Consider the following 12,516-nt stretch of genomic DNA (forward strand, 5'->3'; position numbering starts at 1 on the left):
GACATATCGGCTGACAACTGCGCGGCGCAACACGCGCGCACGTTGCCTAGGCTGAGGTTTCCCCTCCGCCAGGCAAGGATGCTGGCCATGCCGTTGCTGTTCCTGTTTCTGCTCGCTCTTTCGTTCAACGCGCAAGCCGCTGGCTGCCCGAGCTGGCCTGCCGAGCGGGCACGCGCCGAAGTCACCCGCCTGCGCGAGGCGGTCAGCCAATGGGATGACCACTACCATCGTCTGGGCGAATCCCTGGTGGCCGATGAGGTTTATGACCAGAGCCGGCAACGCCTGCTGCACCTGCAGGGGTGTTTCGCCCTGGAGAGCGAGCTGGACTCATTGGCCAGCGCACGCGGGCCAATTGCCCACCCGATCCGCCACACCGGTGTCGACAAGCTCTCGGGTGAACAGGCCGTGAGCCAATGGATGGCCGGCAAGACAGGCGTCTGGCTGCAGCCGAAGGTCGATGGCGTCGCCGTGACCCTGGTCTATCGCCAAGGCAGGCTGGTGCAGTTGCTCAGCCGTGGTGATGGCAACCAGGGACATGACTGGAGCCGGCATATCGAAGTTCTGCAAGGTATCAACCGGCAGTTGCCCAACCCCGTTGACCTGATTCTGCAAGGGGAGCTGTACCTGCGCCTGGTTGATCATGTGCAAGCCCAGCGAGGTAGCGTCAATGCGCGTGCCATCGTCGCGGGCCTGCTGGCGCGCAAGCAACTCGCTCGTGAACAAGGCGCGGGCATTGCGCTGTTTGTCTGGGACTGGCCACAAGGGCCGAGCGATCAGGGCGAGCGTGTGGCTCAGCTGGCGGCGCTGGGTTTTCCCGATAGCCAGCGCTACAGCGTGGCCATCAGCAGCGCTGGCGAGGCGGCACACTGGCGCGAGCATTGGTATCGCTCTGCACTGCCCTTCGCCACGGATGGGGTGATCCTGCGCCAGAACACACGGCCATCCGCCGAACGCTGGCAGAGCAATGCGCCTTACTGGATCGCAGCCTGGAAGCATCCCTTTGCCCAGGCGTTGACCGAAGTGCGGGACGTGCGCTTTCGCATAGGCCGCACGGGGCGAATCACGCCGGTCCTGAAGTTGCAGCCAGTACGGCTCGACGACCGCCTGGTCACCCAGGTGAGCCTGGGCTCCCTGGCTCGCTGGCAGGCACTCGACATTGGCCCGGGAGACCAGGTAGCCATCAGCCTGGCGGGGCTGACCATCCCGCGCTTCGAGCAGGTAGTGCTGCGCGCCACCGAGCGCGATGCGGTCGCGGCACCTGCGCCAGATCAATACAACGCTTTGACATGCTGGGAGGCTGGCGAAGGCTGTGAAGATCAGTTCATTGCCCGGCTCAGCTGGCTCAGCGGCAAACAGGGCCTGGCCATGCCGGGCACCGGGCCCGGCACATGGCGACGGCTGGTACGAGGCGGGCAGATAGCAACGCTGGCAGACTGGCTGGCGCTGGACGCCGAGCGGCTGGCCCAGCTACCTGGCATCAGCGATACCCGCGCCAAGCGCCTGCAACAAAGCTTCGAGGCTGGCCGCAGCAGGCCTTTCGCCCAGTGGATCAGCGGTCTTGGCGTGCCAGTACCGCGCAATCTTCCCATCGAGGAGGACTGGGCAACCCTCACCCAGCGTTCAGCCACGCAATGGCAAGCCTTGCCCGGTATTGGCGCATCACGCGCCAGCCAACTGCACGCATTTTTCGCGGCCGAGCAGGTGAAGGCCCTGGCGCAGCAGCTGAGCGAAAGCGGCATCCAGGGGTTCCCTGCGGCTGCCACCGGTGTGAGGCAATGAGTTTTAACAAAAAACCGTTGTAGGAAATTGTCTGGATTGCTCCAGAAATATCCACCAAGGGTTCCTATATAGGCAAAACCAAGGCAGGATTTGCTCCATCTTTTGCTGCCCCGCCCCCTCAAGGAGGCTTTGATGAACATGATTTCCACCCTGGCATTGCTGATCACGCTTGGCCTGGCTGCTGGCGCTGCCCAAGCCGCCCAGCCCGACGAGGGCCTGACCGGTTGTGCCGCCAAGCGCAGTGCCATCGAGAACCAGCTGAAAATCGCCCGCGACCACGGTAACAGCGATCAGGTAGCTGGGCTCGAGGAAGCATTGCGCGGCGTTGACCATTGCACCGACGCCGGCCTGCGCAAGGAGCGCGAGCAGAAAGTGCTCGATGCCCGTCACGAGGTGGCGCAGCGCGAGAAGGACCTGAAGAAGGCCGAGAAAAAAGGCGACGCGGAAAAGATCAACAAGCGCAAGGACAAGCTTGCCGAGTCCCGTAAAGAGCTGCAGGAAGCGGTGGACGACCTGGATCGCTGATCTTGCCTGATCGCCCGTTGACACAGGCGATCAATGGTTGCGGAACTCGCTATGACACGCCTTGCACGCCGCCTCGACCTTGTCCATCGGCGCCTTCAGTTGCGCCGCGTCCAACGGCTGGGTCCGGGTCACTTCAACCAACTCACCGGTCACGCCCTCCAGCTGCCGGGCAAGGTCATGGAAGCGCGCCTGGCGCTCCCACACCTCCGGTCGCGCGCTACTGTCACCCTCGTCCCGCGCTTGCGGAAAATGCTGCCACGGCGCATGGGCCAGGCCATCGAGCTTCAACGCCCCCGCTGCGAACTTGATCCCGTCGAAGGGCAAGCGGCCGCGCAACATGCCGCCCATGTCTTCGCTGGTCTTGAGCATCTCCTTGAAGATTGCCTTGCGCTTGCCCAGCGGCGAATTGGGATCAACCCGATCACAGGCCGTCAGGGCAAGGGCAGCGAGCAGTACAACGGTCAATCGCTTGAACATCACGGTCACTTGAGCCTACGCAAAGGGGCGGTCAGTATCGCTGCCTGCCAGGCAAAGACCAATAGCCACATAAATCACAAGGGCGAATCTTCATGTTCGCCAGCCACAGGTAACCACTGATGAAATCTGCCCTGCGCCATCTGGCCTGGACACTCCCGGCACTCGCCCTGCTGGCCGGCTGCAACGGCGGCGAAAACGCCAAGCCTGAGCCTCACGCCATCGCCACCTATGCCCCGGCCACCTGGAAAGACCTGCCTGCGGTCAGCGATGAAGACTTGCTGGCCGGCTTCTACGCCTGGCGCAGCGGCTGCGAGAAGCTCAAACGCGACCCGGTGTGGGCCGCCACCTGCGAAGCGGCCGGCAGCGACACGGCGAGCGCAACCCAGGTACGCACGTTCCTTGAGCAGAACCTGCAGGTATACGGCCTGCGCTCCGCCGACAACAACGCCAACGGCCTGATCACCGGCTACTACGAACCGGTCTACCCCGGCAGCCTGAAGCGCACCGAAGCAGCGCACGTGGCGGTTTATGGCGTCCCCGATGACATGATCGTGGTCGACCTGGCCAGCGTGTATCCCGAACTCAAGGGCAAGCGCTTGCGCGGCCGCCTGGACGGTCACGTGCTCAAGCCCTACGACACCGCCGAAGTGATCAACCGCGATGGCGTCAAGGCGCCCGTGCTGGCCTGGCTGACTGATCCGATGGACCTGCAGTTCCTGCAGATCCAGGGTTCAGGCCGGGTTCAGCTGGAGGATGGCCGCCAGCTGCGGCTGGGCTACGCCGACCAGAACGGTCACCCCTACCGGCCGATCGGTCGCTGGCTGGTGGAGCAAGGCCAGTTGAAAAAAGAAGACGTGACCATGGGTAGCATCCATGCCTGGGCCATGGCCAACCCGCAGCGCGTGCCGGAGCTGCTGGCCAGCAACCCCAGTTATGTGTTCTTCAGTGCTCGCCCGGACAGCAACGAAGGGCCGCGCGGCTCGCTGAACGTGCCGCTGACCGCTGGATATAGCGTGGCCATCGACCGCAAGGTGATTCCGCTGGGCAGCTTGCTGTGGCTTTCCACCACGCGCCCCGACGGCACACCCGTCGTGCGCCCGGTAGGCGCCCAGGACACCGGCGGTGCCATCGCCGGCGAAGTGCGGGCCGACCTGTTCTGGGGTACCGGGCCAGAGGCCGGCGAGCTGGCGGGGAACATGAAGCAGCAGGGGCAGATCTGGATGCTGTGGCCCAAGGGCAAGCCGTTGCCTGAGGTGCCTAAAGTGCTTTGATTGGCGGCGGTGCTTCGCGGGCAAGCCCGCGAAGCAGGCGACCCGGTTTCACATGGAAACCACGAAGAACGACACGATCAACGCCAACCCGGCAAACCACACCAGCGACCGCAGCGCTGCCCAGTCTGCCAGGTAGCAGATGATGTACAGCAGCCGGCTGGTGATATACATCACGGCCAGCACATCCTGGGTCACCTGCTCGGCATTGCCGACGATATCCGCCACCAGCACCGCTGCGGCAAACGCCGGGAACGCCTCGAAACTGTTCTGTTGAGCCGCATGCGCACGCCTTGGCAGACCCGACAGGGTATCGAGGAATGCACGCGGATCATGGTTGTCACGCAAGCCGAAACGGCCACTGCTCACTTTCGCAATCAATGCGCACAATGGCGGCAGGCACAGGGCGATGAGGATGCACCACAGGGCAACGGTCATGCACAGGACTCCTTGTTCGAGGTTCGGGTCAGAGCTTCATCACCAGCATGCCTGCCAGGACCAGCCCGCAAGCTAGGAGTCTCGGCCCGCCAAAAGGTTCTTTGAGGTAGCGCATGCCCATCAGCACCACCAGGATCACACTCAGCTCGCGCAGGGCCGCCGCCTCGGCCACGGAGCCCAGGTGCATGGCCCACAGCACCAGCGCGTAACTGAACAGTACGCAAAAGCCCACTGCCAACCCCAGGCGCCATTGGGTGCGCCAGAACAGCACGAATGGCGCCCGCCGCGCCACCCCGGCCAGCAACGGGAATGGCCAGGCGCTGAGCAGCGTCAACCACACCAGGTAGTCCCACGGTTTGCCCCACAAACGCACCGCCTGGCCGTCGAACCAGGTGTAGCAACCGATGCACAGGCCGATCAGCGCCACCACCGGCAACATCGACCAGGGCAACCGGTCACCCCCTCCGCCCTGCCACAACAGGCAAGCCATGCCACACGGGATCAGCAAGATGCCGATGATCTGTTGCTGGCTGAGCGGCTCACCGGCAAACGCCAGGGTCAGCCCCAGCACCACCAGCGGCGACAAGCCGCGCATCAAAGGATAGACCAGGCCCAGGTCACCTACCCGATAGGCCTGGATCAGCAGGAAGCGGTACAGCTGCTCGGCCAGCGCCGAAGCCAGCAGCCAAGGCCAGATCCCGGCGGGCGGAAACTCGGTGAAGGCCACGGCACACACGGCGAACAGCAACGCCACGGCATCCATGCTGGCGATCACCAACAGGCGCTCGGCGCTGAATTTGATCAGGGTGTTCCAGGTCGCGTGCAACAGGGCGGCGACCAAAACCAGGGAAGTTGCCAGCACGCGGGAGAGTCCTTGCCTTGGGTTCAAATGAGTCCGCAGCACTATACCTCGGGGCAAAGTGTGATCACGGAAAAAGCCTACATGCTCGGTAGAGGTTTCAGCCCCCTCAGCAAGCCATTTCTGGTCGCATCATTCAATACACTCTTAGCGGGCCGCCCCGCATGTAGCTGGGCGCTAGTACTGCACTTGAATGCAGCCTTCTTCAAGAACACACTCACTTACGAAACACGATTGACGATTCAACGCTCGCAGGCTTAGGATCACCGTAACGCATGGGGCAACCCGTGCCTACCTTCCGAGGCCCGCAATGCGTAAGCAAGCGGGCTTTCGTGTTTCTGGGGCAAGGACACCCGGAACTCATGACTCATTTTGTGGCCTACCTCGACGAATTCGGCCATGTCGGGCAATACGTTTCGCGCACTCACAGCCACTTCAAGACCAGCCCCGTGTTCGGCCTGGGTGGGATTCTTCTGCCTGCTGAAGAAGTGCGAGAGTTCGCCATCTACTTCTATCAGTTGAAATGCCAGTTACTTGCCTGGGACATAACCCATGAAAATCCCAGGAACCTTCCTGCCTATCAATGGGAAAAGAAAGGCTCCAAACTCTTCACGACACGTAACGTCACGCAATATCGATCATTGAGACAGGCTACGTTTCGTCTGCTCAACCATATCCGAAAAATTGGTGGGTATGTCATCTATGCAGGAGAGCACAAGACCGGACCGGCCAAACAGCACGATGCGACGGATACGTTCAAGCGCCAGCTGCTGCACGCAGTAAGAACAATTGACCGTTACTGCACACCGTCCGCCTCGACCTTCATGCTCCTTCTGGACGAGCAGCGCGCCGGCAATGAATGGCGTGAACGAAATGTGGAAGCCTGCACCCTGGCGATGTTCGAAGATGCCACCGAGAAATGTCGAAGCCTGATAGAGCCTCCCCTGCAGGGCGAAAGCCACCTCTTCCAGACACTGCAATGCGCAGACTGGATCTGCGGCCTGGTGGGGCGTTTGATGGCGATATCTGTTTCGCCTGAGGAGTACCCGGACTGGGAGCCTTTCGACAGATATTTCTCAGCCCGAATCGCTGAGGTCGCCCTGCCGGGCTCAGGCTTGCAGTGCCACCCCGTCATGTCGCCGGTCGGCAAGCGCCCGATGGCTGGAACAGAAGCCTGAAGCCACATGCAGGAAACCTCACAACGGATACGCGGTCTACCTGCAGAGTCAAAAAGTGTGTCCCGACCCCCTCGCCAGATCATCCAAGAACTGCCCGAGCCATTCGGGTAACGACTTGGAAGCCACTGTCACAGGATTCGGGATGCTTGAACTAGTTGCCGCGTTTATCTGCCTCACCACCCTCCTCACCTACGTAAATTACCGCTTCATCGGCCTGCCACCCGCCATCGGCGTGATGGTCACGGCGTTGCTGTTCTCCCTGATGCTGCAGGGCCTGAGCCTGATCGGCTTCCCTGGCCTGGAAGAACGCGTCGAAGGCCTGATGAACCAGATCGATTTCAACGACCTGCTTATGCACTGGATGCTGGCCTTCCTGCTGTTCGCCGGCGCACTGCACGTCAACCTCAGCGACCTGCGCAGCTACCGCTGGCCGATTGGCCTGCTGGCCACACTGGGCGTGCTGATCGCCACCGTGGTGATCGGCTACCTGTCGCACTGGGTATTCGCCCTGTTCGGCTGGCAGGTGCCGCTGATCTACTGCCTGTTGTTCGGCGCGCTGATCTCCCCGACCGACCCGATCGCCGTGCTGGGCGCGCTGCGCACCGCCAACGCCTCCAAGCCATTGAAGACCACCATCGTCGGCGAATCGTTGTTCAACGACGGTACCGCCGTCGTGGTGTTCACCGTTTTGCTGGGCATCATTCAGCTGGGTGAAACGCCGAGCATCACCGACACCGCCCTGTTGTTCGCCCGCGAAGCCATCGGCGGGGTGCTGTTCGGCGGTGTGATCGGCTATGCCACCTACCGCATGATCAAGAGCGTCGAGCAGTATCAGGTCGAGGTCATGCTGACCCTGGCACTGGTGATCGGTGGCTCGGCCATGTGCTACGAGCTGCATGTTTCAGCACCGATCGCCATGGTGGTGGCGGGGCTGATCATCGGCAACCTGGGCCGCAACCTGGCGATGAACGACATGACCCGCCGCTACATGGACGGGTTCTGGGAACTGATCGACGACATGCTCAATGCCCTGCTGTTCGCCTTGATTGGCCTGGAGCTGTTGCTGCTGCCGTTCAACTGGCTGCACCTGGCGGCGGGTGGTGTGCTGGCGCTGGCAGTGCTGCTCTCGCGGCTACTGACCGTGGCCCCAGCGATCGTGCTGTTGCGGCGCTGGCGGCCGGTGCCCCAAGGCACCATCCGTGTGCTGACCTGGGGCGGCCTGCGGGGAGGCGTGTCGGTTGCACTGGCGCTGTCGCTGCCAGTGGGCGACGAACGCGACCTGCTGCTATCGATCACCTACATCGTGGTGTTGTCGTCGATCCTGGTGCAGGGTTTGAGCATCGGCCGCGTGGTGCGCAAGGTCAGCGTACAGCCTTGAAAACGCTGGGGCCGCCCCTGCGGCCCCGGACCGTCATTCGACTGCGGAGTCGGGGAACTGGTCCTGGATATACTTGATTTCGGTCCGCCCATGGGCCGCCGGCAGGCCATCCTCACCCAAGTTGACGAAGACCATCTTGTCGACCGTCAGAATGCTCTTGCGGGTAATCTTGTTGCGCACTTCACACTTGAGGGTGATCGAGGTGCGGCCAAACTCGGTGGCGGTGATGCCCAACTCGATGATGTCGCCCTGGCGCGAGGCGCTGACGAAGTTGATCTCCGACATGTACTTGGTCACCACACGTTGGTTGCCGAGCTGGACGATCGCGTAGATCGCCGCTTCTTCGTCGATCCAGCGCAGCAGGCTGCCGCCGAACAGCGTGCCGTTGGGGTTGAGGTCTTCGGGTTTAACCCATTTGCGGGTGTGAAAGTTCATCTGTACTCCTGACCGGCTTGGCTAACGTGAAGTAATGATGGCAGAGCGGCCGCCACCGCTCCATTGAACATCGACTATCGTCGCGATAAATCGACAGAAAGCCTTGGGTGTGTCACACAGCCACGGCTATAATCGCTGCCGATTCTCATGGCTGCCCACAGTGGCGGCCATCCCGCCACCCATCCGAGGGGCGCTGCAGCAGGCTCGGCCTGTCAGGCTCGGTTGGGGCGTTGTCCGCTGAAGCGGACGCTCAACGCACAACGGCGCCCATTCGCACACTACGAATGGAGGCTCTCATGAGCGCTGTAAACACGCCTGCTGGTTTTTCCGACTTCAAGGTCGCCGACATTTCCCTGGCCGACTGGGGCCGCAAGGAAGTCATCATCGCCGAATCGGAAATGCCCGCACTGATGGGCCTGCGCCGCAAGTATCAAGCCGAGCAACCGCTCAAGGGCGCGAAGATCATCGGCTGCATCCACATGACCATCCAGACCGCCGTGCTGATCGAAACCCTGGTCGCACTGGGCGCCGAAGTCCGCTGGTCGTCGTGCAACATCTTCTCCACCCAGGACCAGGCCGCTGCCGCCATCGCCGCCGCCGGCATTCCTGTATTCGCCTGGAAAGGTGAAACCGAGCAGGAATACGAGTGGTGCATCGAGCAGACCATCCTGAAGGATGGCCAGCCTTGGGACGCCAACATGGTGCTGGACGACGGTGGTGACCTGACCGAAATCCTGCACAAGAAATACCCGGCCATGCTGGAAAAGATCCACGGCGTGACCGAAGAAACCACCACCGGCGTGCACCGCCTGCTGGACATGCTGGCCAAAGGCGAGCTGAAAGTCCCGGCGATCAACGTCAACGACTCGGTCACCAAGAGCAAGAACGACAACAAGTACGGCTGCCGTCACAGCCTGAACGATGCCATCAAGCGCGGCACCGACCACCTGCTGTCGGGCAAGCAAGCCCTGGTCATCGGCTACGGTGACGTGGGCAAGGGCTCGGCCCAGTCGCTGCGTCAGGAAGGCATGATCGTCAAGGTCACCGAAGTTGACCCGATCTGCGCCATGCAGGCCTGCATGGACGGCTTCGAAGTCGTTTCGCCATTCAAGGACGGTATCAACACCGGTACCGAAGCCGGCATCAACGCCGACCTGCTGGGCCGCATCGACCTGATCGTCACCACCACCGGCAACGTCAACGTCTGCGACGCCAACATGCTCAAGGCCCTGAAGAAGCGTGCCGTGGTCTGCAACATCGGCCACTTCGACAACGAGATCGACACCGCCTTCATGCGCAAGAACTGGGCATGGGAAGAGGTCAAGCCGCAGGTTCACAAGATTCACCGCACCGGCGCGGGCACTTTTGACCCGCAGAACGACGACTACCTGATCCTGCTGGCCGAAGGCCGCCTGGTGAACCTGGGTAACGCCACTGGCCACCCGAGCCGCATCATGGACGGTTCGTTCGCCAACCAGGTGCTGGCACAGATCTTCCTGTTCGAGCAGAAGTTCGCCGAACTGCCGGCTGCCAAGAAGGCCGAGCGCCTGACCGTGGAAGTACTGCCGAAGAAACTCGACGAAGAAGTGGCCCTGGAGATGGTCCGCGGCTTCGGTGGCGTGGTCACCCAGCTGACCCCGCAACAGGCCGAGTACATCGGTGTGACCGTCGAAGGCCCGTTCAAGCCGGACGCCTACCGCTACTAAGCGGCAGGCTTGAAGCGACACGCTTCAACGCCGAAACCTGAACGATGCCCAAGCCAGATCGGCCATCACCGATCTGGCTTTTACTTGCAGCTTGCTGCTTGAGGCTTGCTGCGCGAGGAACGCCAGATGTCCCAAGATCGCCGTTACAGTTTCGAGTTCTTCCCAACCAAGACCGACGCCGGTCACGAAAAGCTGATGGGCGTGGCCCGCCAGCTGGCCGCGTACAATCCGGACTTCTTCTCTTGCACCTACGGTGCCGGTGGCTCGACCCGCGACCGCACACTGAACACCGTGCTGCAGCTGGAAAGCGAAGTGAAGGTCCCTGCCGCACCGCACCTGTCCTGCGTGGGTGACACCAAGGACGAGCTACGCGCCCTGCTGGCCGAATACAAGGCCGCCGGCATCAAGCGCATCGTCGCCCTGCGTGGCGACCTGCCGTCGGGCATGGGCATGGCCAGTGGCGAGCTGCGTTATGCCAGCGACCTGGTCGAGTTCATCCGCCAGGAAACCGGCGACCACTTCCACCTGGAAGTCGCCGCCTATCCGGAAATGCACCCACAGGCGCGCAACTTCGAGGCCGACCTGGGCAACTTCGTGCACAAGGTCAAGGCCGGTGCCGATAGCGCCATCACCCAGTACTTCTTCAACGCCGACAGCTATTTCTATTTCGTCGAGCGGGCGCAGAAGATGGGCGTGGACATCCCGGTGGTGCCCGGCATCATGCCGATCACCAACTACAGCAAACTGGCGCGCTTCTCCGATGCGTGCGGCGCCGAGATCCCGCGCTGGATTCGCAAGCAGCTGGAAGCCTACGGCGACGATACGGCGAGCATCCAGGCCTTTGGCGAAGAAGTCATCACCCGCATGTGCGAACAACTGCTGCAAGGCGGCGCACCGGGCCTGCACTTCTATACCCTCAACCAGGCCGAGGCGAGCCTGGCGATCTGGAACAATCTGAAACTGCCACGCTGAAACTTTTTGGCATCATCAGATTCTCAAACAATTAAGGCTTTAGTCGTAGACTAGGGCCTTATTCACTTTGTGGCTCTGATAGGTGTCGTCTGCAATGCAACATTTCCTGCCATCTCGCCCCCAGCTCGTCTACCTGGCGTTCGGCCCGGCCACCTATCATCAGGAAGCCTGTTTCAGCATCGTCAGCGCCCTCGCGCAGCTGGCCGGCGATGCCAACCTGGCCATCGACATCCAGGTCTATACCGACACTGCCGAGCCTTACGGCAAACTGCCGGTCACCGTTCATCTGCTTGACGAGGCTACCCGCAAGGCCTGGAACCAGCCACACGGCTATCATTTTCGCAGCAAGCATGTGCTGTTGCGCCAAGTATTGCAGCAGCATCCTCAGGCCGTGCTGATCGACACCGATACCTTCTTCCGCAAGTCGCCGCTGCAGCTGTTCCAGCGGGTCAAGCCCGGCACGCTGCTGTGCAATGCCATTGGCGCGCGCTACGGTGCGAACCAGCAGTGCCTGCTGTACCAGAACCTGCTTGGCATTCTGGGATCACGCGGCCTGGCCGACTGCCAGATGCCGTTGGTCAACTCCGGCGTGATCGGGCTGTGCGCCGAGGACAGCGACGTGCTGGACCGCTCGATTGCCATGATGGACGAGTTCTACCCATTGGCCCGCACCGCCTATACCCTGGAAGAGTTCTGCCTGGCGGTAGCCGCTTACCGCAAGATGGAACTGGCCGAATGCACCGACGTCATCCATCACTACTGGAGCCGCAAGGCCCAGTTCCGCGCCAAGATCCAGGCCTGGCTGGGTAAACACGGCCATGACCCACTGGGGCCGGCGGCGCTTGCCGATGTAGCACTGGTCAACGACCAACTGCCCCGCCCTCCGACCTTGCAGCGCCTGGGTTACAAGGCCTTGAGCCTGACCATGCCCAGCCGCGAGCGCCAGTTCGTGCGCGAACTGCTGTATGGCTGCTACCCCTACCCCAACGAGTTCGATCGCGCTTGTGCAACGGCCTGGTGGGACAAGGCGCTGGAGAACCTCAACGAACGCCATGGGCGCATCGAGCCCGAGCAATTGCGCCAGTGCCTGCGCCACCCGAGCCTGCGCCTGTCACTGGGCGGCCGGCGCAAGGATATCGAGGCGCACCTGCTGCGCTCTTCCGATCGCTGACGCCTGAAGCGGGGCCATGATCTGCACTGGCATTACCCTTGGTGAGCACGTAATCCCGCGCCAGACACCCGTATCGCCCATTTGCGGTGCACCCTGCTGCTTACGAAGCTGGCAGTCTTGTCGGCACCGTTGAGCAGCAGGAAAGCAGCACGCGGCGTCAGCTCTGTTATACTCGGGCCTTCCCGCCCGGCTCACGCCCGGACGCTCGGCCTCGCAACAGGCATCCCGATCGGCATCGACGCCCCTTGGCGTCCACCCTCCGCTTCCCGGATGCGCAGTGAAAGCCCAGCTGGACCGGACGCGATCGCATCCCTTGGATGCCCGTCGCGC

At 62.2% G+C, this 12,516-nt stretch carries 12 protein-coding genes and 1 riboswitch; of the genes, 8 read left to right on the forward strand and 4 right to left on the reverse strand.

Annotated elements, in window-relative coordinates; genetic code table 11:
* Positions 1-87 precede the first annotated feature (87 nt).
* Together ligB and L6D64_RS10815 are read left to right on the forward strand one after the other, a co-directional pair.
* Complete coding sequence (gene ligB / locus L6D64_RS10810) at positions 88-1,779, forward strand: NAD-dependent DNA ligase LigB (protein WP_176508200.1); 1,692 nt, start codon at positions 88-90, stop codon at positions 1,777-1,779.
* Between the two features lie 132 nt (positions 1,780-1,911).
* Positions 1,912-2,304: a DUF1090 domain-containing protein gene (locus tag L6D64_RS10815; protein WP_176508199.1), complete on the forward strand. Its 393-nt coding sequence runs from the start codon at positions 1,912-1,914 to the stop codon at positions 2,302-2,304.
* Positions 2,305-2,334: 30 nt separating this feature from the next.
* Here the strand turns inward: L6D64_RS10815 and L6D64_RS10820 are convergent, their stop codons facing one another.
* On the reverse strand, positions 2,335-2,781 hold the full coding sequence (locus L6D64_RS10820; protein WP_176508198.1) for a c-type cytochrome: 447 nt from the start codon (positions 2,779-2,781) through the stop codon (positions 2,335-2,337).
* Between the two features lie 119 nt (positions 2,782-2,900).
* On the opposite strand from L6D64_RS10820, the gene mltA reads away from it, so the two are divergent.
* Positions 2,901-4,052 (forward strand): murein transglycosylase A, encoded by a 1,152-nt coding sequence (mltA, locus tag L6D64_RS10825; RefSeq protein ID WP_176508197.1) that lies wholly within the window; start codon positions 2,901-2,903, stop codon positions 4,050-4,052.
* A 48-nt stretch (positions 4,053-4,100) separates the two neighbouring features.
* On the opposite strand, the gene L6D64_RS10830 is transcribed toward mltA, so the two are convergent.
* Together L6D64_RS10830 and L6D64_RS10835 are read right to left on the reverse strand one after the other, a co-directional pair.
* Positions 4,101-4,487 carry an MAPEG family protein gene (locus tag L6D64_RS10830; RefSeq protein ID WP_176508196.1) on the reverse strand — a complete coding sequence of 129 codons (387 nt, stop codon included), beginning with the start codon at positions 4,485-4,487 and terminating at the stop codon, positions 4,101-4,103.
* 28 nt (positions 4,488-4,515) lie between these two features.
* Positions 4,516-5,349: an EamA family transporter gene (locus L6D64_RS10835; protein WP_176508195.1), complete on the reverse strand. Its 834-nt coding sequence runs from the start codon at positions 5,347-5,349 to the stop codon at positions 4,516-4,518.
* A gap of 359 nt (positions 5,350-5,708) precedes the next feature.
* Here L6D64_RS10835 and L6D64_RS10840 point away from each other — a divergent pair, with 359 nt between their 5' ends.
* Together L6D64_RS10840 and L6D64_RS10845 are read left to right on the forward strand one after the other, a co-directional pair.
* Positions 5,709-6,524, forward strand: a complete 816-nt coding sequence (locus L6D64_RS10840) for a DUF3800 domain-containing protein (RefSeq protein ID WP_176508194.1) — start codon at positions 5,709-5,711, stop codon at positions 6,522-6,524.
* A gap of 142 nt (positions 6,525-6,666) precedes the next feature.
* Positions 6,667-7,902 carry a cation:proton antiporter gene (locus L6D64_RS10845; RefSeq protein ID WP_176508193.1) on the forward strand — a complete coding sequence of 412 codons (1,236 nt, stop codon included), beginning with the start codon at positions 6,667-6,669 and terminating at the stop codon, positions 7,900-7,902.
* 33 nt (positions 7,903-7,935) lie between these two features.
* On the opposite strand, the gene L6D64_RS10850 is transcribed toward L6D64_RS10845, so the two are convergent.
* Complete coding sequence (locus L6D64_RS10850) at positions 7,936-8,337, reverse strand: acyl-CoA thioesterase (protein ID WP_054884326.1); 402 nt, start codon at positions 8,335-8,337, stop codon at positions 7,936-7,938.
* Between the two features lie 179 nt (positions 8,338-8,516).
* A riboswitch (S-adenosyl-L-homocysteine riboswitch) is annotated at positions 8,517-8,613 on the forward strand.
* Positions 8,614-8,633: 20 nt separating this feature from the next.
* Here L6D64_RS10850 and ahcY point away from each other — a divergent pair.
* From ahcY to L6D64_RS10865, 3 genes are all read left to right on the forward strand, one after another.
* Entirely contained in the window at positions 8,634-10,043 is a 1,410-nt protein-coding gene (ahcY, locus tag L6D64_RS10855; RefSeq protein ID WP_099815603.1) for an adenosylhomocysteinase, read from the forward strand.
* Between the two features lie 126 nt (positions 10,044-10,169).
* On the forward strand, positions 10,170-11,015 hold the full coding sequence (gene metF, locus L6D64_RS10860) for a methylenetetrahydrofolate reductase [NAD(P)H] (protein WP_054884324.1): 846 nt from the start codon (positions 10,170-10,172) through the stop codon (positions 11,013-11,015).
* A gap of 94 nt (positions 11,016-11,109) precedes the next feature.
* Positions 11,110-12,186, forward strand: coding sequence for a hypothetical protein (locus L6D64_RS10865; RefSeq protein WP_176508192.1), 1,077 nt, complete (start codon positions 11,110-11,112; stop codon positions 12,184-12,186).
* Positions 12,187-12,516: the final 330 nt, after the last annotated feature.

This window comes from Pseudomonas urethralis, from assembly GCF_021602465.1.
Lineage (GTDB): Bacteria > Pseudomonadota > Gammaproteobacteria > Pseudomonadales > Pseudomonadaceae > Aquipseudomonas > Aquipseudomonas vlassakiae.

What these genes read in the sequence shown, in the direction of transcription:
- ligB (WP_176508200.1), top strand. Translation starts at nt 88, where the DNA reads ATGCCGTTGCTGTTCCTGTTTCTGCTCGCTCTTTCGTTCAACGCGCAA.
- L6D64_RS10815 (WP_176508199.1), top strand. Translation starts at nt 1,912, where the DNA reads ATGAACATGATTTCCACCCTGGCATTGCTGATCACGCTTGGCCTGGCT.
- L6D64_RS10820 (WP_176508198.1), bottom strand. Translation starts at nt 2,781, where the DNA reads ATGTTCAAGCGATTGACCGTTGTACTGCTCGCTGCCCTTGCCCTGACG.
- mltA (WP_176508197.1), top strand. Translation starts at nt 2,901, where the DNA reads ATGAAATCTGCCCTGCGCCATCTGGCCTGGACACTCCCGGCACTCGCC.
- L6D64_RS10830 (WP_176508196.1), bottom strand. Translation starts at nt 4,487, where the DNA reads ATGACCGTTGCCCTGTGGTGCATCCTCATCGCCCTGTGCCTGCCGCCA.
- L6D64_RS10840 (WP_176508194.1), top strand. Translation starts at nt 5,709, where the DNA reads ATGACTCATTTTGTGGCCTACCTCGACGAATTCGGCCATGTCGGGCAA.
- L6D64_RS10845 (WP_176508193.1), top strand. Translation starts at nt 6,667, where the DNA reads ATGCTTGAACTAGTTGCCGCGTTTATCTGCCTCACCACCCTCCTCACC.
- L6D64_RS10850 (WP_054884326.1), bottom strand. Translation starts at nt 8,337, where the DNA reads ATGAACTTTCACACCCGCAAATGGGTTAAACCCGAAGACCTCAACCCC.
- ahcY (WP_099815603.1), top strand. Translation starts at nt 8,634, where the DNA reads ATGAGCGCTGTAAACACGCCTGCTGGTTTTTCCGACTTCAAGGTCGCC.
- metF (WP_054884324.1), top strand. Translation starts at nt 10,170, where the DNA reads ATGTCCCAAGATCGCCGTTACAGTTTCGAGTTCTTCCCAACCAAGACC.
- L6D64_RS10865 (WP_176508192.1), top strand. Translation starts at nt 11,110, where the DNA reads ATGCAACATTTCCTGCCATCTCGCCCCCAGCTCGTCTACCTGGCGTTC.